13 protein-coding genes and 2 pseudogenes are annotated in these 23,022 nt (G+C 60.6%); 9 read left to right on the plus strand and 6 right to left on the minus strand.

Annotated elements, in window-relative coordinates; all coding sequences use genetic code 11:
• Positions 1-4 precede the first annotated feature (4 nt).
• From aceF to msrA, 3 genes are all read left to right on the plus strand, one after another.
• Positions 5-1,657: a dihydrolipoyllysine-residue acetyltransferase gene (gene aceF, locus AB4N82_RS07600; RefSeq protein ID WP_122682101.1), complete on the plus strand. Its 1,653-nt coding sequence runs from the start codon at positions 5-7 to the stop codon at positions 1,655-1,657.
• Positions 1,658-1,960: 303 nt separating this feature from the next.
• Positions 1,961-4,654 carry a putative bifunctional diguanylate cyclase/phosphodiesterase gene (locus AB4N82_RS07605; RefSeq protein WP_032890362.1) on the plus strand — a complete coding sequence of 898 codons (2,694 nt, stop codon included), beginning with the start codon at positions 1,961-1,963 and terminating at the stop codon, positions 4,652-4,654.
• A gap of 72 nt (positions 4,655-4,726) precedes the next feature.
• Positions 4,727-5,374 carry a peptide-methionine (S)-S-oxide reductase MsrA gene (msrA, locus tag AB4N82_RS07610; protein WP_032890360.1) on the plus strand — a complete coding sequence of 216 codons (648 nt, stop codon included), beginning with the start codon at positions 4,727-4,729 and terminating at the stop codon, positions 5,372-5,374.
• Between the two features lie 125 nt (positions 5,375-5,499).
• On the opposite strand, the gene AB4N82_RS07615 is transcribed toward msrA, so the two are convergent.
• A complete protein-coding gene (locus AB4N82_RS07615; RefSeq protein ID WP_016975658.1) occupies positions 5,500-6,336 on the minus strand; it encodes a 23S rRNA (adenine(2030)-N(6))-methyltransferase RlmJ in 837 nt (278 codons plus the stop codon).
• A 174-nt stretch (positions 6,337-6,510) separates the two neighbouring features.
• Between AB4N82_RS07615 and AB4N82_RS07620 the strand changes: the two genes are divergently transcribed.
• On the plus strand, positions 6,511-7,788 hold the full coding sequence (locus AB4N82_RS07620) for an O-acetylhomoserine aminocarboxypropyltransferase/cysteine synthase family protein (RefSeq protein WP_032890357.1): 1,278 nt from the start codon (positions 6,511-6,513) through the stop codon (positions 7,786-7,788).
• Here the strand turns inward: AB4N82_RS07620 and AB4N82_RS07625 are convergent.
• The 3 genes from AB4N82_RS07625 to putP all read right to left on the minus strand — a co-directional run bounded on the left by AB4N82_RS07625 (position 7,774) and on the right by putP (position 12,184).
• Entirely contained in the window at positions 7,774-8,499 is a 726-nt protein-coding gene (locus AB4N82_RS07625; RefSeq protein WP_032890355.1) for a DUF4123 domain-containing protein, read from the minus strand. The two genes, AB4N82_RS07620 and AB4N82_RS07625, sit on opposite strands and share 15 nt — an antisense overlap.
• A gap of 15 nt (positions 8,500-8,514) precedes the next feature.
• On the minus strand, positions 8,515-10,530 hold the full coding sequence (locus AB4N82_RS07630; RefSeq protein WP_122764223.1) for a type VI secretion system Vgr family protein: 2,016 nt from the start codon (positions 10,528-10,530) through the stop codon (positions 8,515-8,517).
• A gap of 169 nt (positions 10,531-10,699) precedes the next feature.
• The gene (gene putP, locus AB4N82_RS07635; RefSeq protein WP_122764224.1) at positions 10,700-12,184 is read right to left on the minus strand and encodes a sodium/proline symporter PutP; all 1,485 of its coding nucleotides are present in this window, start codon (positions 12,182-12,184) and stop codon (positions 10,700-10,702) included.
• A gap of 461 nt (positions 12,185-12,645) precedes the next feature.
• On the opposite strand from putP, the gene putA reads away from it, so the two are divergent.
• Together putA and AB4N82_RS07645 are read left to right on the plus strand one after the other, a co-directional pair.
• Positions 12,646-16,599, plus strand: a complete 3,954-nt coding sequence (putA, locus tag AB4N82_RS07640; RefSeq protein ID WP_095186104.1) for a trifunctional transcriptional regulator/proline dehydrogenase/L-glutamate gamma-semialdehyde dehydrogenase — start codon at positions 12,646-12,648, stop codon at positions 16,597-16,599.
• 228 nt (positions 16,600-16,827) lie between these two features.
• Positions 16,828-18,630 carry an acyl-CoA dehydrogenase gene (locus tag AB4N82_RS07645; RefSeq protein ID WP_122764225.1) on the plus strand — a complete coding sequence of 601 codons (1,803 nt, stop codon included), beginning with the start codon at positions 16,828-16,830 and terminating at the stop codon, positions 18,628-18,630.
• Here AB4N82_RS07645 and AB4N82_RS07650 read toward each other — a convergent pair.
• Together AB4N82_RS07650 and AB4N82_RS07655 are read right to left on the minus strand one after the other, a co-directional pair.
• Positions 18,627-18,917, minus strand: a complete 291-nt coding sequence (locus AB4N82_RS07650; RefSeq protein ID WP_032890345.1) for a cell division protein ZapA — start codon at positions 18,915-18,917, stop codon at positions 18,627-18,629. The two genes, AB4N82_RS07645 and AB4N82_RS07650, sit on opposite strands and share 4 nt — an antisense overlap.
• Positions 18,914-19,144, minus strand: coding sequence for a hypothetical protein (locus AB4N82_RS07655; protein WP_122764226.1), 231 nt, complete (start codon positions 19,142-19,144; stop codon positions 18,914-18,916). The genes AB4N82_RS07650 and AB4N82_RS07655 overlap by 4 nt, the downstream gene beginning before the upstream one ends.
• Positions 19,145-19,489: 345 nt before the next feature.
• Between AB4N82_RS07655 and AB4N82_RS07660 the strand changes: the two are divergent.
• From AB4N82_RS07660 to AB4N82_RS07670, 3 genes and pseudogenes are all read left to right on the plus strand, one after another.
• A pseudogene (locus tag AB4N82_RS07660) lies at positions 19,490-20,146 on the plus strand (MCP four helix bundle domain-containing protein); the annotation flags it as partial.
• Positions 20,147-20,449: 303 nt separating this feature from the next.
• Positions 20,450-21,049: pseudogene (locus tag AB4N82_RS07665) on the plus strand (methyl-accepting chemotaxis protein); the annotation flags it as partial.
• A 216-nt stretch (positions 21,050-21,265) separates the two neighbouring features.
• Entirely contained in the window at positions 21,266-23,008 is a 1,743-nt protein-coding gene (locus tag AB4N82_RS07670) for a potassium/proton antiporter (protein ID WP_032890339.1), read from the plus strand.
• The last annotated feature ends 14 nt before the right edge of the window (positions 23,009-23,022 follow it).

A 23,022-nucleotide genomic window follows, 5' to 3' on the forward strand; every position in this document is an offset into this window, starting at 1 on the left:
TTTTGTGAGCGAACTCATTCGCGTACCTGACATCGGCAGCGGTGAAGGTGAAGTAATCGAGCTGTTTGTGAAGGTCGGCGACAAAGTCGAAGCCGACCAGAGCATCCTGACCCTGGAGTCGGACAAGGCGAGCATGGAAATCCCTGCTCCCAAGGCCGGCGTGGTCAAGAGCCTGAAAGTGAAGCTGGGCGACCGCCTGAAAGAAGGCGACGAACTGCTGGAGCTGGAAATCGAAGGTGCCGCTGATGCTGCACCTGCGGCGGCTCCTGCTGCCGCTGCTGCACCAGCGCCTGCCGCTGAAAAGCCTGCCGCTGCAGCCGAGGCCCCTGCGGCCCCGGCTGCTGCACCGGCCGCCGCCTCTGTTCAGGACATTCATGTTCCGGACATCGGTTCGTCGGGCAAGGCCAAGATCATCGAGCTGCTGGTCAAGGTTGGCGACACCGTCGAAGCCGACCAATCGCTGATCACCCTGGAATCCGACAAGGCTTCCATGGAAATTCCTTCGCCGGCTGCCGGCGTGGTGGAAAGCATCGCAGTCAAGCTGGAAGACGAAGTCGGCACCGGTGACTTCATCCTCAAGCTGAAAGTACAAGGCGCCGCACCGGCTGCCGCTCCAGCCCCCGCCGCCGCCGCTCCGGCTGCTGCCAAAGCTGAAGCTGCACCGGCCGCTGCACCTGCACCTGCTGCAAAAGCCGAGGCCGCACCGGCCCCAGCTGCTGCTGCACCTGCGCCAAGCGGTGCCAAGGTTCACGCTGGCCCGGCGGTACGCCAACTGGCCCGTGAATTCGGCGTCGAGCTGAACGCTGTGTCGGCCACTGGCCCACATGGCCGCGTGCTGAAGGAAGATGTGCAGGTTTACGTCAAAGCCATGATGCAGAAAGCCAAGGAAGCTCCGGCTGCCGGCGCTGCTACCGGCGGCTCAGGCATTCCACCGATCCCGGTCGTGGACTTCAGCCGCTTCGGCGAGACCGAAGAAGTGCCAATGACTCGCCTGATGCAAATCGGCGCGTCGAGTCTGCACCGCAGCTGGCTGAACATTCCGCACGTAACCCAGTTCGACCAGGCCGACATCACCGACCTGGAAGCTTTCCGCGTTGCGCAGAAAGCCGTGGCCGAGAAGGCTGGCGTGAAACTGACCGTGTTGCCACTGCTGCTCAAGGCGTGTGCACACCTGCTCAAGGAGCTGCCGGACTTCAACAGCTCACTGGCGCCAAGCGGCAAAGCGATCATTCGCAAGAAATACGTCAACGTGGGCTTCGCTGTAGACACCCCTGACGGCCTGCTGGTACCGGTCATCAAGAACGTCGACCAGAAGAGCCTGCTGCAACTCGCTGCCGAAGCGGCTGCGTTGGCTGCCAAGGCCCGCGACAAGAAGCTGACCGCAGACGACATGCAAGGCGCCTGCTTCACGATCTCCAGCCTCGGTCACATTGGCGGCACTGGCTTCACGCCAATCGTCAACGCGCCGGAAGTGGCGATCCTGGGTGTTTCCAAGGCAACCATCCAGCCGGTCTGGGACGGTAAAGCGTTCCAGCCGAAGCTGATGCTGCCACTGTCGCTGTCCTACGATCACCGTGTGATCAACGGCGCGGCCGCTGCACGCTTTACCCAGCGTCTGAGCCAGCTGCTGAACGACATCCGCACCATCTTGCTGTAAGCCAGATCAGGTCTCCCCTTCACCGGGGAGACTTGGTTGCACCGATTTCCGAGCGCCACGCTCGTACCTCAACCCCGTCAATTTGGCGGGGCTTTTTTTGCTTTTCTATACAGACAGAACAGGTTTGTACACCTTCTGTCATCTCGATTGAAGAAATCCCTCGCCCGGCCGATAACCCCCTTATAGCACTTAGCCTTCATCCTCTCTTGTCAGTCTGTGCCGCATGATGCAACCTTGCCACAGGCAACAAAAAAAGAGGGCGTGAGCCCTGCGCCGTGCGCGTTTTTTGAAGTGAGTCTCCCCATGAAAAGCCAACCCGATGTCGCCCGTATGGCGGCCGAGGTAGTGACGCAGTTACCGGTGCCTTCGCGCCTCGGTATGCTGCGTTTCGAGCGGCTTAATGAGGCAAGCTGGGCTCTCCTGTACCTTGACCCCAATTGCGAGCGCCAATTCGGCCTGCCTGCGGTCGAGTTGTGTGCCCTGCTCGGCACGCCCTACGCCAGCCTGATGGAACCCCAGGCCCGCTATCAACTACACGACATCATCCAGCAGCAATTGACCCAGAGCCCTCATTACCTGGTGCGCTACACCCTGCACACCAGTGACGGCCCCCTGAGCCTGCTGGAAATGGGCGAAGCCTACAAACAACACAATCGCCATCTGCTGCGCGGCTACCTGATGGTGGTTGATGGTCTGTTCAGCGAGCTTCCCTTACCCGTCCCGACCGAGGATCTGGAAAGCCAGAACAGCCGCCTGCAAATCGCCCTGGAGCTGAACCAGCGCGCCCAGCAGGAGCAATTGCAGCACCTGGAACGAGTGCGCGCCCAGCAGGAACTGATCCTGTTGCTGGCCCGCCAGCGCTACACCGCCAACAATTCGCTTCAGGAAGCCGCCGAGCTGATCACGCGCAGCGCCTGCGATATCTACCAGATCGACTGCGCCAGCATCTGGAACCTCGAAGACCAGCGCCTGGTGCCAATCTCGGCTTACCACCGCGACAACCAACAGCACCATCTGCCCGAACCCATCGATGCCAGCCGCTTCCCGGATTATCTGGAAGCCTTGCAAAGCAGCCGCGCTATCGACGCCACCAACGCCATGCGCGATCCGCGCACCCGCGAAATGGCCGAGAATCTACGCAACAGAGACATCCACGCCATGCTCGATGCGAGCATCCGCGTCGACGGCCAAGTGGTCGGCGTATTGTGCCTGGAGCAGTGCGGCAGCCCGCGTGACTGGCAGGCTGACGAGATCGCCTTCGCCGGCGAGCTCGCTGACCAGTTCGCGCAAGTGATCAACAACCACAACCGCCGTACTGCCACCAGCGCCCTGCATTTGTTCCAGCGTGCGGTGGAGCAAAGCGCCAACGCCTTTCTGCTGGTCAATTGCGACGGCGTGGTGGAGTACGTCAACCCCAGCTTCACCGCGATCACCCAGTACAGCGCCGAAGAAGTCCACGGCCACCGCCTGGCGCAATTGCCCGCCCTGGAAAACCTCAGCGAATTGCTGTTCGACGCCCCATCGAGCCTGGCCAAGAGCAACAGCTGGCAGGGCGAGTTCAAGAGCCGGCGCAAGAACCTCGAACCCTACTGGGGCCAGTTGTCGATTTCCAAGGTGTATGGCGACAACCGTGAGCTGACGCACTACATCGGCATCTACGAAGACATCACCCAGACCAAGCTCGCCCAGCAGCGCATCGAGCGTCTGGCGTATACCGACAACCTGACCAACCTGGGCAACCGCCCGGCGTTTATCCGCAACCTCGATGAACGCTTTGCACGCGACAGCGATAGCCCGATCAGCCTGTTGCTGGTAGATATCGACAACTTCAAACGCATCAACGACAGCCTTGGCCACCAGACCGGCGACAAGCTGTTGATCAGCCTGGCCCGCCGCCTGCGCAACAGCCTGAGTGCCAGCGGCAGCCTGGCGCGCTTTGCCAGTAACGAGTTTGCGGTGTTGCTGGACGACACCGACCTGGAAAGCGGCCAGCAGGTCGCCAGCCAATTGCTGGCGACGCTCGACAAACCGATGTTCGTCGACAACCAATTGATCAGCGTCACCGGTTCCGTGGGCCTGGCCTGCGCGCCGCTGCACGGGCGCGACCCGCAGACCCTGATGCGCAACGCCGGCCTGGCCCTGCACAAGGCCAAGGCCAACGGCAAACACCAGGTTCAGGTGTTTACAGAGGCGCTGAACGCCGAGGCCAGCTACAAGCTGTTCGTGGAAAACAACCTGCGGCGCGCCCTGACCCAGAACGAACTGGACGTGTTCTACCAGCCCAAGCTGTGCCTGCGCAGCGGCCGGTTGCTGGGTATGGAAGCGCTGCTGCGCTGGAATCACCCGGAAAAGGGCATGATCCGTCCCGATCAGTTCATCAGCGTGGCCGAAGAGACGGGGCTGATTATCCCTATCGGCAAATGGATCGCCCGCCAGGCCTGCCGCATGAGCAAGCAACTGAGCGCCGCCGGCATGGGCAACCTGCAGGTGGCGATCAACCTGTCACCCAAGCAGTTCTCCGACCCGGACCTGGTGGCCTCGATTGCCACAATCCTCAAGGAAGAAGAGCTGCCGGCCAACCTGCTGGAGCTGGAGCTGACCGAAGGCCTGCTGCTGGAAGCCACTGAAGACACGCGCCTGCAACTGGATCAGTTGAAGAGTTTTGGCCTGACCCTGGCCATGGACGACTTCGGTACCGGTTACTCGTCGCTGAGCTACCTGAAAAAATTCCCCATCGACATCATTAAGATCGATCGCAGCTTTATCCATGAAATTCCGGACAACCAGGACGACATGGAAATCACCTCGGCCGTGATCGCCATGGCTCACAACCTCAAGCTCAAGGTCGTGGCCGAAGGCATCGAGACCGCCGAGCAACTGGCGTTCCTGCGTCGGCATCGCTGCGACGTGGGCCAGGGCTACCTGTTCGACCGGCCAATCCCCGGCGCAGAGCTGCTTGAGAAGCTCAAACGCTACCCGCGCGGGCCAATCGCCTGACAGCGCGGTAACACTCGGGCACACTGGCTGTCTGAATTCTTACCTTACTCAATCTGACTGAGAGGACTGATCATGGTCTTGCGCTCGGAAATTCTGGTGAACAAAAACGTGTTGCCTACTCAAGAACAAGCGTTGCCTGGTCGTGAAACCCCAATGAACCTGCCGGAGACGCACTTCGTCAACGGCAACCCACTGCTCGGCCCGTTCGTCGATGACGTGGGTTTTGCCATCTTCGGCCTGGGCTGCTTTTGGGGTGCAGAGCGCAGGTTCTGGCAGCGCGAGGGCGTGGTCAGCACCGTGGTCGGCTACGCGGGCGGCTACACGCCGAACCCGACTTACGAAGAAGTTTGCTCCGGCCTGACCGGTCACAGTGAAGTGGTGCTGGTGGTTTATGACCAGGCCAAAGTGAAATACGAAGACCTGTTGAAGATGTTCTGGGAATTGCACAACCCAACTCAGGGCATGCGCCAGGGCAACGATATCGGCAGCCAGTACCGTTCGGTGGTCTATGCGACCACGCCTGAGCAATTGGCGGCGGCGAAGGCCAGTGCCGAGACTTATCAGCAAGAGCTGACCAAATCCGGCCTGGGTGCTATCACCACGGAAATCGAAGAAGCCCCAACGGTGTACTTCGCCGAGGCGTATCACCAGCAATACTTGGCGAAGAACCCGCAGGGCTACTGTGGGATCGGCGGTACCGGCGTGACCTGCCCGATCTAAAGCCGACGTAGATCAAAATGTGGGAGGGGGCTTGCCCCCGATAGCTAAATGTCAGTCAGTACATCTGTAGCTGACCCACCGCTATCGGAGGCAAGCCCCCTCCCACACTTGATCAGCGCCGAGGACTATTCGGCAATAAGCCAATCCATCTGCCACCCACCCTGGGTCTGGCCAAGCTTCTTGGACAGCCACGGCAGCAGTTCACGCAATTCCTCTTCCAGACCCCAAGGCGGGTTGGCAATCGCCAGGCCCGAGCCCGTCAAGGTGTTGGGCGTGTCCAGCGGATGCACCAGCAATTCCACACGCAGCAACTTCGGCGCACCGGTGCCGGCCAGGTCCTGGTAGAAGCGACGCAGCATGCGTTGATCCTTCACCGGGTACCAGATCGCCGCGACGGTTTGGCGCATGCGGCTGACGGCTTCCTTGAGGGAGGCGGCGCAGCGTTGCATCTCGTCGAGCTTTTCAAACGGCGGGTCGATCAGCATCAGCGCGCGTTTTTCCGGCACAGGCAGCAAGGCACGCGGCACATGCCAGCCTTCGCCCAAGTGCACTTTGACGCGGCGATCACCCTTCATATTGTCTTTGAGCAGCACGCCGTCCTCCGGGTGCTTTTCATTGAGCAACACGCGGTCCTGTGGGCGCGTGAGGCGCCGCGCCAGTTCCGGCGAGCCAGGGTAGTAGCGTAACTGACCGTCAGGATTCATCTCGTGCAGCACGCGCATGTAATCGGCAGTCAGCGGCGGCAGGTCGCTTTCGCCCCAAAGGCGCGCGATGCCTTCCAGATATTCACCCGTGCGATTGGCCTGGTCGCCTTGCAGGTCGTACAGACCAATCCCTGCGTGGGTGTCGAGGTAGGCGAACGGCTGCTCCTTGCGCGACATCAGGGCGATGAGGCGGGTCAAGGTCAGGTGTTTGAAGACATCGGCGTGGTTGCCGGCGTGAAAGGCGTGACGATAATTCATGGTTGCTCCTGCGCAGGGGGCGAAGTTTACCTTCTACGGGCGCAAAGGTGCAGGGCTGCATGCCGGGCGGTGCTTATGTCGTAAAAGCAGGACGGGGACTGAAAAAAATCTAAATGCTGGCGCCAAGGCGGATTTATTGTGGCCATCCACCATCCAGGGAGGTCAATAACAATCATGAAAGACGCCACCATCGCACTGCACCACGCCTTCAAGTCGGACCCGACCACCAAAGCCGTGGCCGTGCCGATCTACCAGAACGTCGCTTTCGAATTCGATAACGCCCAGCACGGTGCCGACCTGTTCAACCTCGACGTGCCCGGCAATATCTACACGCGCATTATGAACCCCACCAATGATGTGTTGGAGCAACGCATCGCCGCCCTCGAAGGCGGTATTGCGGCACTGGCCGTGTCGGCCGGCAGCGCGGCCATTCACTATGCGATCCAGACCCTCACTCGCGCCGGCGACAATATCGTCACCACGCCACAGCTCTACGGCGGCACCTACACCCTGTTCGCCCACTTGCTGCCCAGCTTTGGCGTCGACGTACGCTTCGCCCGCGACGACAGTGCCGCGGCCATTGCCGAACTGATCGACGACAACACCAAGCTGGTGTATTGCGAAAGCATCGGCAACCCGGCGGGCAATATCATCGACATCGAAGCCCTGGCAGAGGTCGCCCATGCCCGCGGCGTGCCGCTGATGGTGGACAACACCGTGGCCACACCGATCCTGTGCAAGCCGATCCAGTTCGGCGCCGACATTGTGGTGCACTCGCTGACCAAATACATCGGCGGCCATGGCAACTCCCTGGGCGGGGCGATCGTCGACAGCGGCACCTTCCCCTGGACCCAATACCCGGAAAAATTCCCCGGCCTCAACCAGCCCGAGCCGGCTTACCACGGCGTGGTCTACACCGAAAAGTTCGGCCCCGCCGCCTTCATCGCTCGCGCGCGTACCGTACCGTTGCGTAACACCGGCGCAGCACTGGCGCCCATGAACGCCTTCCTGCTGCTCCAGGGCCTGGAAACCCTGGCCCTGCGCATGGAACGCCATACAGAAAATGCCCTCAAGGTCGCGCAATTCCTCCAAGGCCATGCCGATGTGGAATGGGTCAGCTATGCGGGGCTGCCGGATCACCCCCATCACGCATTGGCGCAGAAATACCTGCAAGGCAAACCCTCGGCGATCCTTTCATTCGGCCTGAAGGGCGGGTACGCGGCAGGTGTGCGCTTCTACGACGCCCTGCAAATCTTCAAACGCTTGGTGAATATCGGCGACGCCAAGTCCCTGGCCTGCCACCCCGCGTCCACTACCCATCGACAAATGAACGAACAGGAACAGGCCAAGGCCGGCGTGAAGCCGGAGATGATTCGCCTGTCGGTGGGCATCGAGGCGATTGAAGATTTGATCGAGGACCTGCAACAGGCGCTGGGCTCAACTCAACTCTAAGGCCAGATATTCGGCCAACGCCCCATGGGTGATATCCGACCGACGAGCGAAATAGGCGACCTTGTGCTGCAAGGTCGCCAACGTGAAGGCGGTGTACAGGTCGGGCCGCTGCTCTTGCAGCCACTGCAAGAGGTTATCGATCAAGGTTTGCGGTGCTTGCTCTGCCAGGTGTGCCAAGAGCGATGCGGGGACTCGCCACCAAGGGCTGGTGTTGGCCTCGGTCGCAGGCCCCGTCGCGACCGTCAGCGGCTGGCCGTTGATCAAGTAGCGCTGGAACACCGGCAATACTTTTGCCGCCTCATCGCCTAGCCCCTGCAACATCGGCAGACACTGGGTGCCATCCCAGAATCGCAAAAACACTTCCTGGCCATCCGGCAGATAGACCTTGGTCAAACTTTGGAGGTGCGCGATGACGACGTCTAACGGACTGGAAGATACCGCCAGCCACCCCCAATCCATTGTTTCAGTGGTTGCAGCCCATTCAAGAAAGGCGCTGTCAGGTTCGACGATGCCCAAGTAAGGCATGACCTCCTCCCATTCGGCGTAAGCCGTGCCTGTCCAAATTGATTGGGGCAGCGATGCGGCTGAGGTGGCTCGCCAGGCAGCAAGCGGATTGGCGTCGCTGGCAGCGCCCAACACCACGAAGAGCTGCTCATTGGGAAGCAGAGGGAATTGTGTAAGCCAAGCGCTGGGGATCAACCGTTCAGACATGGGGATAACTTCCTTTTAAGGCTGAGCTGAATGAGCGATATCGCACTGCCCTCTCTTGCAGCGCTCACACTCTTCGCAAAAGGGAGCGCTACGCTTGAGGCTAGCCACCTGCACCAGGCTCAGGGGCGCGGGGATAACCGCCAACAGCTTCTCCTTCACTCCAGGCATCAACGGCGCTGCCACAGGAGCAGGACCACTTCCCAACTGAATCGGCACACTGCTGAAAATACCGCCCGCAGACAACGTGATCGACTGCCCTCCCGCCTGGATCGTCACGATGGCCCCCGCATCAATAACAACGCTTTGGCCTGCACCGATCTGAATGGTCAGCCCAGCCTTTACCTGCTGCGAGCCGCCGATCACCAGGTGATCATCCTGCTTGAGTTCGGTGAGCCGATTGCCGTGAGTGATGCGCAGCTCTTCGCCTTGAAGCTCATGGTGCGACTCGCCCGCCACCCTGATACGACGTTGATTGTCGACCTCCACCCGCTGGTCATGCAGCACGTGCTGGGTCCAATCTCGCTGGGCGCGCAGGTAAATTTCCTCGGCGCCCTTGCGGTCTTCGATGCGCAGTTCGTTGTAGCCACCGCCACCGGGGCTGCTCCGACTGCGCAAGATGCTGCGGGTTTTGTCGGCCGGCAGGTCGAGGGGCAGCGATGTCGCAGCGTTGGGCAGGCAACCCACCACCAGCGGCATGTCCATATCACCATTGACGAACCCCACCAGCACTTCCATACCCACTCGCGGAATAAGCACCGCACCATAGCGGTCATGGGCCCAACCGCTGGCAACACGCAGCCAGCAGCTGGAATGATCGTCGTGCTCCCCGGCTCGATCCCAGGCCAGTTGCACCTTGACCCGCCCGTATTCATCGCAGTGGATTTCACTGTCGGCGGGGCCAGTCACCACTGCGTTTTGATAACCCGCCAATGTCGGCCGCGGTTGCTCGGGCAAAGGCGGTCGGAAAATCACGTCCCACGGCGCAGCAACAAACTCGTTGCGATAACCCTGACGAAAATCGCCACCGGCGACCTCGGTCACCGCCTCCTCCAACACCTGGGGTTGCTTGCCTTCATGAGTGACGTGAGTCACCAACCACAAGTCATTCCATGGATCGCGCGGGTGACCGGTCAACGTAAGGAAATGGCCGCTGACCAATGCCGGCTCATCACCGCTGCCGCGGGCAATTCGATAGTCGCTACGGTTCCGCTCCAACCCCCGTTGCGCGAGGTACTTGCCATGGGACCGGTCGCAAAAGTGGCCGGGATAGCCCTGCGCCTCAAGACGTGGCAGCTGTTCGCTGGCCACGTCACTCGCCAGCACCAGGCTAGGTTTACGGAAATCGTAGTCACGAAGGTTGACCGCCGTGGTGCGGGTTTCCAGTTGCACGGCAAACCGCTTGATCGCGGGTGTATCCGCCACCATCCCTGAGCCTGGCATGTAGGGCGTTGGCTGATTGGGTTGGGCGAATACTGTTTGATCATCGCCAAATACCAGCAAGTGTCGTTCAGGCGAGTGCTGGAAGTGATAGTGAATCCCCTGCTCGGCACACAGCCGCTGAATGAACGCCAAGTCGCTTTCAGCAAACTGCACGCAATACTCGCGCTCGGGGTAAACACCGCTCAGGTGAAATTCGAATTGATCGGCAGGGACCCCCTGCTCTACCAGCACCTGCGCAACAATCTGCGGCACTGTTTGATGCTGGAAAATACGCTGGTGACTGCTGTGGGCCAGGTAGGCCAATTGCGGCACGAGCTTGATCTGATAACGCGTCAGGCGACGCCCGGAGTCGCCCTGCGCCACCCGATAGACCAGGCCGTGGACGCCATGGCCGAGCTCATCGAAACGCAGATAAACCTGGCGATGCAACAAACTTTCCAGGTCGAGGTCAGGCTGCTCACTGACCAGTTCAAGGTCAAAACAATACGGCTGGCTGATGGCTTCCGCACCGTGAAACTCAAAAACGTTGAGTTCACTGGGCTCCCCGTCGAGGGTCAGGGTAAAAGCACTTTGATTGGCAGGAGCGAACATCCGGTGTTTCTCTGCGAGGAGTAGGCGGTGGATTCTGCACCACTGTTTTGCACGGCAGAGCGCACGCCCGATAAATCAGCAACTCCCTACACACACGCGCAAAAAAAGGCCCGCCATCCGTAGGACGCGGGCCTTTTTTCAATTCGTAGAGCGCTTAACGCCCGGCGAATTACTTGTTGAGGTTGTAGTCTTTTTCCGCCGCATCAAAGCGCTCGACCATACCGGCGGTCGGGGCGCCCATCTTGCTCACGAAGAAGATCGCGAGGCTGGCGAAGATGAAGCCTGGGATGATTTCGTACAGGCCCAGCAGTTCGAAGTGCTTCCACACGATCACGGTGATCGCGCCGACCAGGATGCCGGCCAGTGCGCCGTTGCGGGTCATGTTTTTCCAGATCACCGAGATCAGTACCACAGGACCAAACGCCGCGCCGAAACCGGCCCAGGCGTAGCTGACCAGGCCAAGGACGCGGTTGTTTGGATTGGCAGCCATGGCGATGGCGATCAGCGCCACCAGCAGCACCATCAGACGGCCGACCCAGACCAGTTCAACCTGGGAGGCGGTCTTGCGCAGGAAGGTTTTGTAGAAGTCTTCGGTCAGGGCGCTGGAGCACACCAGCAGTTGGCAGCTCAGGGTACTCATCACGGCCGCGAGGATGGCCGACAGCAGTACGCCCGCGATCCATGGGTTGAACAGCAGCTTGGCCAGTTCGATGAACACACGTTCGTGGTTCTCGTTGACCGGGCCAGCCAATTCCGGGTGCGCGGAGAAGTAAGCGATACCGAAGAAGCCCACGGCCACAGTGCCGCCCAGGCACAGGATCATCCAGGTCATGGAGATACGGCGTGCGTTGGCAATCGACTTCACCGAATCCGCCGCCATGAAACGCGCGAGGATGTGCGGCTGGCCGAAGTAGCCCAGGCCCCAGCCCATCAGCGAAATGATGCCGATGAAGGTGGTGTTTTTCAGCATGTTGAAGTTGTCAGGGTTCTTCGCTTCAATCGCCAGGAAGGTCGTATCGACACCACCGGTGGCCAGCAGCACGATGATCGGCGTGAGGATCAGCGCGAAGATCATCAGCGTGGCTTGTACGGTGTCAGTCCAGCTCACTGCCAGGAAACCACCGACGAAGGTGTAGGCAATTGTCGCCGCAGCGCCGGCCCACAGCGCGGTCTCGTAGGACATGCCGAAGGTGCTTTCGAACAGACGGGCACCGGCCACGATGCCGGAGGCGCAGTAGATGGTGAAGAACACCAGGATGACCACGGCGGAGATGATCCGCAGCAGGCCGCTTTTATCTTCGAAACGGCTGGAGAAGTAATCCGGCAGCGTCAGGGCGTCGCCGTTGTGTTCGGTCTGTACCCGCAGGCGACCGGCCACGAACAGCCAGTTGAGGTAGGCACCGACGATCAGGCCAATGGCGATCCAGCTTTCCGACAGACCGGACATGTAGATTGCGCCCGGCAGGCCCATCAACAACCAGCCGCTCATATCGGAAGCACCGGCGGACAACGCTGTCACCACGCTACCGAGGCTGCGACCGCCAAGGATGTAATCGGAAAGGTTGTTGGTGGAGCGATAGGCCATGAAGCCGATCAGCACCATTGCTGCGATGTAGATCACGAATGTGATCAGAGTTGGATTACTTACGCTCATTTGAGTGACGCCCTGGCTTTGTTTTTATGTAGCGGCGGTCTGTCAGACGGCCACCCACTGGTCAGTGGGTAAACGTAGCTGCATGCCGCGCATTTATGACTGACGTTTCCCCAGGAAAGCCGTCAGCCGATGAACCCCGGTTTACGGATGGTTGCACCTTGGCCGCGAATGCTATTCAACAAAGCAAATAAGGTGCAACCAGTTTCTGGGGAATAAGTTGCACCTGAGTACAAAATCCGCAAAACACCCTGTTTTTGCTCCCTTTCGGAGCAAGAACAGCCGATCTAAGAAGTAAAAGCACCAAGACAAAGCGCATTCTGCTGGCGTCAAAATTAATTCGGATGAAGCGTCGAAAATTTCATGGATAAAAAGGGTTGCACCCGGTTGCACCTCTGCATGCGCAAAGCTAATCTTGCCGCCAGCTAATGCCACTCGGTAGTGGCACCCATGAGGATAAGAAAATGGCGACGACCACCCTTGGGGTCAAACTTGACGACCCGACCCGCGAACGCCTGAAGGCAGCCGCGACCTCCATTGATCGCACGCCGCACTGGCTGATCAAGCAGGCGATTTTCAATTACCTGGAGAAACTGGAGGGTGGTGCAACCCTGACCGAACTCAACGGTTTGAGCAGCAAGGATGCCGATGACGCGGGTGAGGTCCAGGCCGACCATGCGCACCAGTGCTTCCTTGAATTCGCCGAGAGCATCCTGCCGCAGTCCGTACTGCGCGCGTCCATCACTGCCGCTTACCGTCGCCCAGAGCCGGAAGTGGTGCCGATGCTGATCGAGCAGGCGCGTCTGCCGGCTCCAATGGCTGAAGCCACCAACAAGCTCGCCGCCTCGATTGCCGAAAAACTGCGCAATCAGAAAAGTGCTGGCGGTCGTGCCGGCATTGTTCAGGGCCTGCTGCAGGAATTTTCCCTGTCATCCCAGGAAGGCGTGGCCCTGATGTGCCTGGCCGAGGCGCTGCTGCGCATCCCGGACAAGGGCACCCGTGACGCGCTGATCCGCGACAAGATCAGCACCGGCAACTGGCATCCGCACCTGGGCAACAGCCCGTCGCTGTTCGTCAACGCTGCCACCTGGGGTCTGCTGCTGACCGGTAAACTGGTCGCCACCCATAATGAGGCCGGCTTGACCTCGTCCCTGAGCCGCATCATCGGCAAAAGCGGCGAGCCGATGATCCGCAAGGGCGTCGACATGGCCATGCGCCTGATGGGCGAGCAGTTCGTCACCGGCGAAACCATCGCCGAAGCCTTGGCCAACGCCAGCAAGTTCGAAGCCAAAGGTTTCCGCTATTCCTACGATATGCTCGGTGAAGCCGCACTCACCGAACACGATGCCCAGAAATACCTGGCGTCGTACGAACAAGCCATTCATTCCATCGGCAAAGCGTCTCACGGCCGTGGGATCTATGAAGGCCCGGGCATTTCCATCAAGCTGTCGGCACTTCACCCGCGTTACAGCCGTGCGCAGTACGAGCGCGTGATGGACGAGCTGTACCCGCGCCTGCTGTCCCTGACCTTGCTGGCCAAGCAATACGACATCGGCCTGAACATCGACGCCGAAGAGGCCGACCGCCTTGAGCTGTCCCTCGACCTGCTGGAGCGCCTGTGCTTCGAGCCGCAACTGACCGGCTGGAACGGCATCGGTTTCGTGATCCAGGCCTACCAGAAGCGTTGCCCCTATGTAATCGACTACGTCATCGACCTGGCGCGCCGCAGCCGCCATCGCCTGATGATCCGCCTGGTAAAAGGCGCGTACTGGGACAGCGAGATCAAACGCGCTCAAGTCGAAGGCCTGGAAGGCTACCCTGTGTATACCCGCAAGGTGTACACCGACGTTTCCTACATTGCCTGTGCACGCAAGCTGCTGTCGGTGCCGGAAGTCATCTACCCGCAGTTCGCCACGCACAACGCCCACACCCTGTCCGCCATTTACCATATCGCCGGTCAGAACTATTACCCCGGCCAGTACGAGTTCCAATGCCTGCACGGCATGGGTGAGCCGCTGTACGAGCAGGTCGTAGGCAAGGTTTCCGAAGGCAAACTGAACCGTCCGTGCCGCGTGTACGCACCGGTCGGCACCCACGAAACGTTACTGGCTTACCTGGTGCGTCGCCTGCTGGAAAACGGCGCCAACACCTCGTTCGTTAACCGCATCGCCGACCAGTCCATCTCCATTCAGGAGCTGGTGGCTGATCCAGTGGCCAGCATCGAGCAAATGGCCACGCAGGAAGGCGGCTTCGGCTTGCCGCACCCGCGTATTCCATTGCCGCGCGACCTGTACGGCAGCGACCGCGCCAACTCGGCCGGTATCGACTTGGCCAACGAACACCGCCTGGCGTCGCTGTCCTGCGCCTTGCTGGCAACCGCACACAACAACTGGAAAGCCGCGCCGATGCTGGGTTGCGCCACCAGTGATCAACCGGCTGCGCCAGTACTGAACCCGTCTGACCTGCGTGATGTGGTTGGTCAGGTTCAAGAAGCTACCGTCGAAGACGTCGACAACGCGATTCAATGCGCCATCAACGCTGGCCCGATCTGGCAGGCCACCCCGCCCGCCGAGCGTGCCGCGATTCTGGAACGTGCCGCCGACCTGATGGAAGGCGAGATCCAACCGCTGATGGGACTGCTGGCTCGCGAAGCCGGCAAAACCTTCGCGAACGCCATCGCCGAAGTGCGTGAAGCCGTGGACTTCCTGCGTTACTACGCCGTACAGGCCCGTAACGACTTCACCAATGATGCCCACCGCCCGCTGGGCCCAGTGGTCTGCATCAGCCCTTGGAACTTCCCGCTGGCGATTTTCAGTGGTCAAGTCGCAGCCGCATTGGCCGCCGGCAACCCGGTATTGGCCAAACCTGCCGAGCAAACCCCGCTGGTGGCTGCACAAGCCGTGCGCATCCTGCTGGAAGCCGGTATTCCGGAAGGCGTGCTGCAACTGCTGCCGGGCCAGGGCGAAAGCGTGGGTGCCCGCCTGGTCGGTGATGATCGCGTCAAAGGCGTGATGTTCACCGGTTCCACCGAAGTCGCGCGCCTGCTGCAACGCAATGTCGCCGGCCGCCTGGATGCCCAGGGCCGTCCGATCCCTCTGATCGCCGAAACCGGTGGCCAGAACGCGATGATCGTGGATTCTTCGGCACTGACCGAACAAGTGGTCATCGACGTGGTGTCCTCGGCCTTCGACAGCGCCGGCCAGCGTTGCTCGGCCCTGCGGGTACTGTGCCTGCAGGAAGATTCGGCAGACCGTGTCATCGAAATGCTTAAGGGCGCCATGGCTGAATGCCGCCTTGGCAACCCGGAGCGCCTGTCGGTAGACATCGGCCCGGTGATCGACGCCGAAGCCAAGGCCGGCATCGAGAAACACATCCAGGCCATGCGCGACAAAGGCCGCAATGTGTATCAGGTGGCAATTGCCGACGGTGAAGAAATCAAGCGCGGCACCTTCGTGATGCCAACCCTGATCGAACTGGAAAGCTTTGACGAACTGCAACGCGAGATCTTCGGCCCGGTACTGCACGTGGTGCGCTACAAGCGCAAAGAGATCGACCAGCTCATCGGCCAGATCAACGCCTCCGGCTACGGCCTGACCCTGGGCGTGCACACCCGTATCGACGAGACCATCGCCAAGGTGATCGACAACGTCAATGCCGGTAACGTCTACGTGAACCGTAACATCGTGGGTGCCGTGGTCGGCGTGCAACCGTTCGGCGGCGAAGGCTTGTCGGGCACAGGCCCGAAAGCCGGTGGTCCGCTGTACCTGTACCGCTTGCTGTCGACCCGCCCTACCGATGCGATCGAGCAATCCTTCGTACGTGGCGACACGTTGACTGCACCGGATGTACGTCTGCGCGACGCCATGAGCCAACCGCTGACCGCCCTGAAAACCTGGGCCGACAGCAATTCGTTCAGCGAGCTGAGTGCTCTGTGCAGCCAGTTCGCCGCGCAATCCCAAAGCGGGATCACCCGTCAGTTGGCGGGTCCGACCGGCGAGCGCAACAGCTACGCCATCCTGCCCCGCGAGCACGTACTGTGCCTGGCGGAAGTGGAAGGCGATCTGTTGACTCAACTGGCGGCGGTATTGGCCGTCGGCGGTTCGGCGGTATGGCCGGAAACCGACCTGACCAAGGCCGTGTTCCTGCGCTTGCCGAAGGAAATTCAAGCGAAGATCAAGCGCGTGGCGGATTGGACCAAGGACGAGGTGGTGTTTGACGCCGTCCTGCATCACGGTGATTCAGACCAACTGCGTGCGGTGTGCCAGCAAGTGGCGCAGCGCGGTGGGGCGATTGTCGGGGTGCATGGCTTGTCTCAGGGCGAAACATCCATTGCCTTGGAGCGCCTGGTGATCGAACGGGCGTTGAGCGTTAACACCGCTGCAGCGGGCGGTAACGCCAGCCTGATGACCATCGGCTAACTGACGAAACGCGGTAAACATGTGGGAGGGGGCTTGCCCCCGATTGTGGTGGATCAGTCAACTTATCTCTGGCTGACCCATCGCTATCGGGGGCAAGTCCCCTCCCACATTTGATCGCACTTCAAATGATCATCTGTGTTTTGCCACTCCATCACTTAGATCAATCTTGCTGTTCACCCTTAATTCGCGCACTTAGACTCAGGCCAATTCCTCCAAAGGTAAGCCGCCATGTCCGAGATGCTGCTCAGTTCCCGCAATCTGGCTTTCGAGCTGTACGAAGTCCTCGATGCCGAGGGCCTGACCCAGCGCGAGCGGTTTGCCGAGCACAATCGCGAAACCTTCGATGCGGCCATCAGCACCGCGCGCTCCATCGCCGAAAAATATTTCGCGCCGCATAACCGCAAAAACGACGAAAACGAACCGCGCTACGAAGACGGCAAGGCGATCCTGATTCCGGAAGTCAAACCGGCCGTGGATGCGTTCCTGGAAGCCGGCTTCCTCAATGCCGCCCGCAGTTTCGAAGCCGGTGGCATGCAGTTGCCGACCTTGCTGTCCCAGGCCTGCTTTGCGCACTTCCAGTCCGCCAACGCGGCATCCACTTCCTACCCATTCCTGACCATGGGCGCGGCCAACCTGATCGAAAGCTTCGGCACCGAGGAGCAAAAACAGCGCTTCCTGCAACCGATGATCGACGGGCGTTTCTTCGGCACCATGGCCCTGACAGAACCCCACGCGGGCTCATCGCTGTCGGATATTCGTACCCGCGCCGAACCTGCGGCTGACGGCAGCTATCGACTCAAGGGCAACAAGATCTTTATCTCCGGAGGCGACCACCCGCTGTCGGAAAACATCGTGCATATGGTGCTGGCCAAGCTGCCGGATGCGCCGGCCGGGGTGAAGGGCATTTCGCTGTTCATCGTGCCCAAATTCCTGGTTAACGATGACGGCAGTCTCGGTGCACGCAACGACGTGCTGTTGGCCGGGCTGTTTCACAAGATGGGCTGGCGCGGCACCACGTCGACCGCGCTTAACTTCGGCGATAACGGCAACTGCGTCGGCTATCTGGTGGGTAAACCACACCAGGGCTTGAGCTGCATGTTTCAGATGATGAACGAGGCACGCATCGGCGTCGGCATGGGCGCGGTCATGCTCGGTTACGCCGGCTACCTGTATTCCCTGGAATACGCCCGCGAACGCCCGCAAGGTCGTCTGCCCGACAGCAAAGACCCAAGCACCGCGCCGGTCTCGATCATCCAGCACGCAGATATCAAGCGCATGCTTCTGACCCAAAAAGCTTACGTAGAAGGCGCGTTCGACCTGGGCCTGTACGCCGCGCGCCTGTTCGATGACACCACGACGCTGGAAACCGAGAGCGAACGCAAACAGGCCCACGAACTGCTGGACCTGCTCACGCCCATCGTAAAATCCTGGCCGTCGGAGTTTTGCCTCAAGGCCAACGAACTGGCGATCCAGATCCTCGGCGGCCACGGCTACACCCGTGAATACCCGGTGGAGCAGTACTACCGCGACAACCGCCTGAACCCGATCCATGAAGGCACCCATGGCATCCAGTCTCTGGATTTGCTGGGCCGCAAGCTGGCACAGAACGGCGGCGCGGGGCTCAAGCAACTGATCCGCCTGATCGCCGAAACCGGCGCCCGCGCCCACGAATACCCATCACTCACCGCCTTGAGAGAACCTCTGGAACAACTGGTTGCGCGCCTGCAACACGTCACCCTGGGCCTGCTGACGGATCTCGCCCACGGCAAGGTCAACAGCAGCCTGGCGAACTCGGCGCTGTACCTGAAGGTATTCGGGCATACGGTAATTGGCTGGCGCTGGCTGGAACAGGCGATTCGCGCCGAAGAAGGGCTGGCCAAGGGCAATGCGGCGGATGCTGCCTTCTATAAAGGCAAGCTCCAGGCCGCCCGTTACTTCCTGACCTGGGAAGTACCGGGCTGCCATCATGAACTGGCGATTCTGGAGGCGCGGGATGATACGTGCCTGGGGATGCAGGATGCGTGGTTCTAAGGCTGGATCGCCTTGGAAATCACCTCGACCGTGGCGCTGACTTGCTCTTGGTAACGGTCGAGTTCCTGCTGATGAGCCTGCTGCAGTTCAATCTGCTCGGCGCACAGGTTCAGCGCCGCCAGCACCAGTAATTTGTCACCGATCAGGGTCGGGTACTTTTTCTTGGTGGTGGCCAGGGAGGCCTTGAGCATGGTCACGGCGTGCATCAGGGTCTTGTCTTCCCCGGCTGGCGCCTTGATCGAGTAATCCTCTCCGAGAATCGAAACGACCTTTATCCCTTCATTCATGCGCCGACAGGCCCTGCGCTCACACGCTCAACCAACGCCTGGATACGGGCAGCGGTGGCGCCGTGTTTTTCTTCCTGCTCCATCAAGCTCAGTTGCAGGCTGTCGTTCTCATCCTTGGCGTTGGCCAGTTCGGCCTTGAGGGATTCGTTGCTGCTCAGCAGGTTTTGATTCTGCTGTACGAGGTCGTTGACCAGTTGTTCCAATTGGCTGAGGGATGCTTCTAACATTTTGATTTCTCGGGCTTTTTCAAAGGGCGGTGACGATAAAGAAAATTCACCTCGGATGCCAGGGTTATCCCCGGCGCGCAGCCCGATTTTTTAGGGGCCGGGCCGCACTTTCGAGCCTTAGTGACTGCATTTACCCGATCTGGTTCCTGAATCGGCCAAACCCCTCGTCAGATGCGACAAAAACGCACACGCCCCTTTAGACTTTAGTCGTACGACCGATAGAGATGCACACCCCGTCTCACCCCTCGCACGGATCGCGCTTCTCCCCAGGATTCCCGCATGTCGCTTCGTAATATGAATATCGCTCCGAGGGCCTTCCTCGGTTTTGCGTTGATTGGTGCACTCATGCTGTTTCTCGGTGTATTCGCCCTCAACCAGATGAGCAAAATCCGTGCTGCCACCGAAGACATCACCTTGTCCAGCGTGCCAAGCATTCGCGCCCTCGATGAGTTCACCCAACTGACCTTGCGCCTGCGAGTGCTGTCGTACCGCTTGCTGACCAACCGCGAGCCGGACGTGCAGCAAAAGACCCTGGAAGCCTTCGAACTGCGTAACCAGCAGATCCGCACAGCCCAGGGCATTTACGAAAAACTGATTGAAGGCAGCGAAGAGCGCGCCACCTACAACGAGTACGTGCGCTTGCTTGGCCAGTACCATCAAATTGAAGAACGCATGAAGAGCCTGTCACGGGCCAACCAGGTGGACGAGCTGCGCAGCCTGCTCAACACCGAGTTGCTGAGCAACTCCGAGCAGGTCAACGCCGTGCTGACGCGCCTGCTGGACCTCAATAACAAGATGGCCCTGGCCACAAATCAGGAGGCCGAAGACCAATACAACTTGGCGTTCAATCTGGTCGTGGGCCTGCTGGTGATCGCCACGGCGCTGACGATGTTGTTCGCCTGGCTGCTGACCCGCAGCATCACCCTGCCGATTTCCCAAGCGCTCGAAGCGGCGGAAGAAGTCGCCGAAGGCAACCTGACCCGGCCGATCAAGGTCGACGGCAACGACGAAGCCGGACGCTTGCTGGCCGCCATGGCCAAGATGCAGGACAAGCTGCGCGACACCCTGCAACGCATCGCCGGTTCTGCCACCCAGTTGGCTTCCGCGGCCGAAGAGCTGAATGCCGTCACCGACGAAAGCGCCCGTGGCCTGACCCAGCAGAACAACGAGATCGAGCAAGCCGCCACCGCCGTCAACGAGATGACCAGCGCCGTCGAAGAAGTCGCGCGCAATGCGGTGAGCACCTCCGAGGCCTCGCGCAACGCCACCACCTCAGCCGGTGACGGCCGTGACTTGGTGCAGGAAACCGTCAGCGCCATCGAGCGCATGAGCGGCGATGTACAAGCCACCGCCACCCTGATTGGCGACCTGGCCAATGAGTCGCGTGATATTGGCAAAGTGCTGGACGTGATTCGCGGCCTGGCTGACCAGACCAATCTGCTGGCCCTGAACGCGGCGATTGAAGCCGCGCGTGCCGGCGAAGCCGGGCGTGGTTTCGCGGTGGTTGCCGATGAAGTACGGGCGTTGGCCCATCGCACCCAGCAGTCCACCAGCGAGATCGAGCGGATGATCGGCAGTATCCAGGCCGGCACCGAGCACGCGGTGGATTCGATGCGCAACAGCACCGAGCGCGCTGAGTCGACGCTGAACATCGCCAAAGGTGCCGGGATGTCGCTGGACACCATCAACACGGCGATTGTCGAGATCAACGAGCGCAACCTGGTGATCGCCAGCGCGGCGGAAGAGCAGGCGCAGGTGGCGCGGGAAGTGGACCGCAACCTGGTGAACATTCGTGACCTGTCGGTGCAGTCGGCGACCGGCGCCAGCCAGACCAGTGCGGCCAGCAGTGAGCTGTCGCGCCTGGCGGTGGATTTGAATGGGATGGTGGGGCGGTTTCGCCTCTAAAAATGTGGGAGGGGGCTTGCCCCCGATAGCGGTGGGTCAGTTACAGATAAGCTGACTGACATACCGCCATCGGGGGCAAGCCCCCTCCCACATTCAGATCTGCGCCCGGCGTTAAAAGCTTTTTGACAGCACAGCAATTCAACAGGTTAGAATCCCTGGCACGCAGACTGCATGGTCAGTTTGCGTCCCGTCTTATTTGCTCATGGAGTACTGCCTTTGAATGCGACGACCATCAACAGCCTGTTCTTGATCGGCGCGTTGCTGGTGAGTGCGAGCATTCTGGTGAGTTCTCTTTCGTCGCGCCTGGGCATCCCGATCCTGGTGATCATCCTGGCCGTGGGCATGGTCGCCGGCGTCGATGGCGGCGGCATCATTTTCGATAACTACCCAACCGCCTACCTGGTGGGCAACCTCGCACTGGCCGTAATCCTGCTTGACGGCGGGTTGCGCACGCGGGTGGCGAGTTTCCGAGTGGCGCTTTGGCCAGCACTGTCCCTGGCCACGGTGGGGGTGTTGATTACCACCGGCCTCACGGGTATGGCGGCGGCCTGGTTGTTTGACCTCAATATTATTCAAGGCTTGCTGATTGGCGCGATTGTCGGCTCCACAGACGCTGCGGCGGTGTTCTCGCTGCTCGGCGGCAAGGGCCTGAACGAACGGGTCACCGCCACTCTGGAAATCGAATCCGGCAGCAACGACCCAATGGCGGTGTTCCTCACCGTCACCCTGATTGACATGCTCGCCAGCGGTCAGACTGGCCTGCACTGGAGCCTGCTGACTCATCTGGTACGCGAATTCGGTATCGGCGGCATCGTCGGCCTGGGCGGCGGTTGGCTGATGCTGCAGATGGTCAACCGTATCAATCTGGCGACCGGCCTTTATCCGATCCTGGTGATCGCCGGCGGCCTGTTCGTCTTCGCCCTGACCAACGCCTTGCACGGCAGCGGCTTCCTTGCCGTGTACCTGTGCGGCCTGGTAATCGGCAACCGCCCGGTGCGCAGTCGGCATGGCATTTTGCACATGCTCGACGGCATGGCCTGGCTCGCGCAAATCGGCATGTTCCTGGTGCTTGGCCTGCTGGTCACGCCCCATGATTTGCTGCCAATCGCTCTGCCGGCCCTGGGCCTGGCGCTGTGGATGATCCTGTTTGCGCGTCCCCTGTCGGTGATCGTCGGCCTGCTGCCGTTCAAAGCGTTCCACGGTCGCGAAAAAGGCTTTATCGCCTGGGTCGGTCTGCGCGGCGCAGTCCCGATCATTCTCGCGGTATTCCCGCTGATGGCCGGACTGCCCCACGCACAGCTGTACTTCAACCTGGCGTTCTTTATCGTGCTGGTCTCGCTGCTGGTGCAGGGCACGAGCCTTCCGTGGGTGGCCAAGTTGCTGAAAGTGACCGTACCGCCGGACCCCGCTCCGATCTCTCGCGCCGCCCTGGAAGTACACGTCACCAGCGAGTGGGAGCTTTTCGTCTACCGCCTGGGCGCCGAAAAATGGTGCATCGGGGCAGCGCTGCGCGAACTGAAAATGCCTGAAGGCACGCGGATTGCTGCGCTGTTCCGGGGCCAGCAACTGCTCCATCCGTCGGGTAGTACGGTGCTGGAAGTCGACGATCTGCTCTGTGTGATCGGCCATGAACACAACCTGCCAGCCCTCGGCAAACTGTTCAGCCAGGCACCACAACGCGGCCTCGATCTGCGCTTCTTCGGCGACTTCGTGCTGGAAGGCGACGCCCAACTGGGCGCGGTTTCGGCCCTTTACGGCCTGAAGCTGGAAGGTATCGACCCGGACATGCCACTGAGCAGCTTCATCAACCAGAAAGTCGGCGGCGCCCCTATCGTCGGCGACCAGGTGGAGTGGAACAACACCATCTGGACCGTCGCGGTCATGGACGGGAACAAGATCGGCAAAGTGGGCGTCAGATTCCCCGAAGGAAGTCGCCCGGGCCCCGGACTCTTCCTCTAAACTGCGGAGCGACA

It is taken from the genome of Pseudomonas sp. H1_D04 (assembly GCF_054683855.1).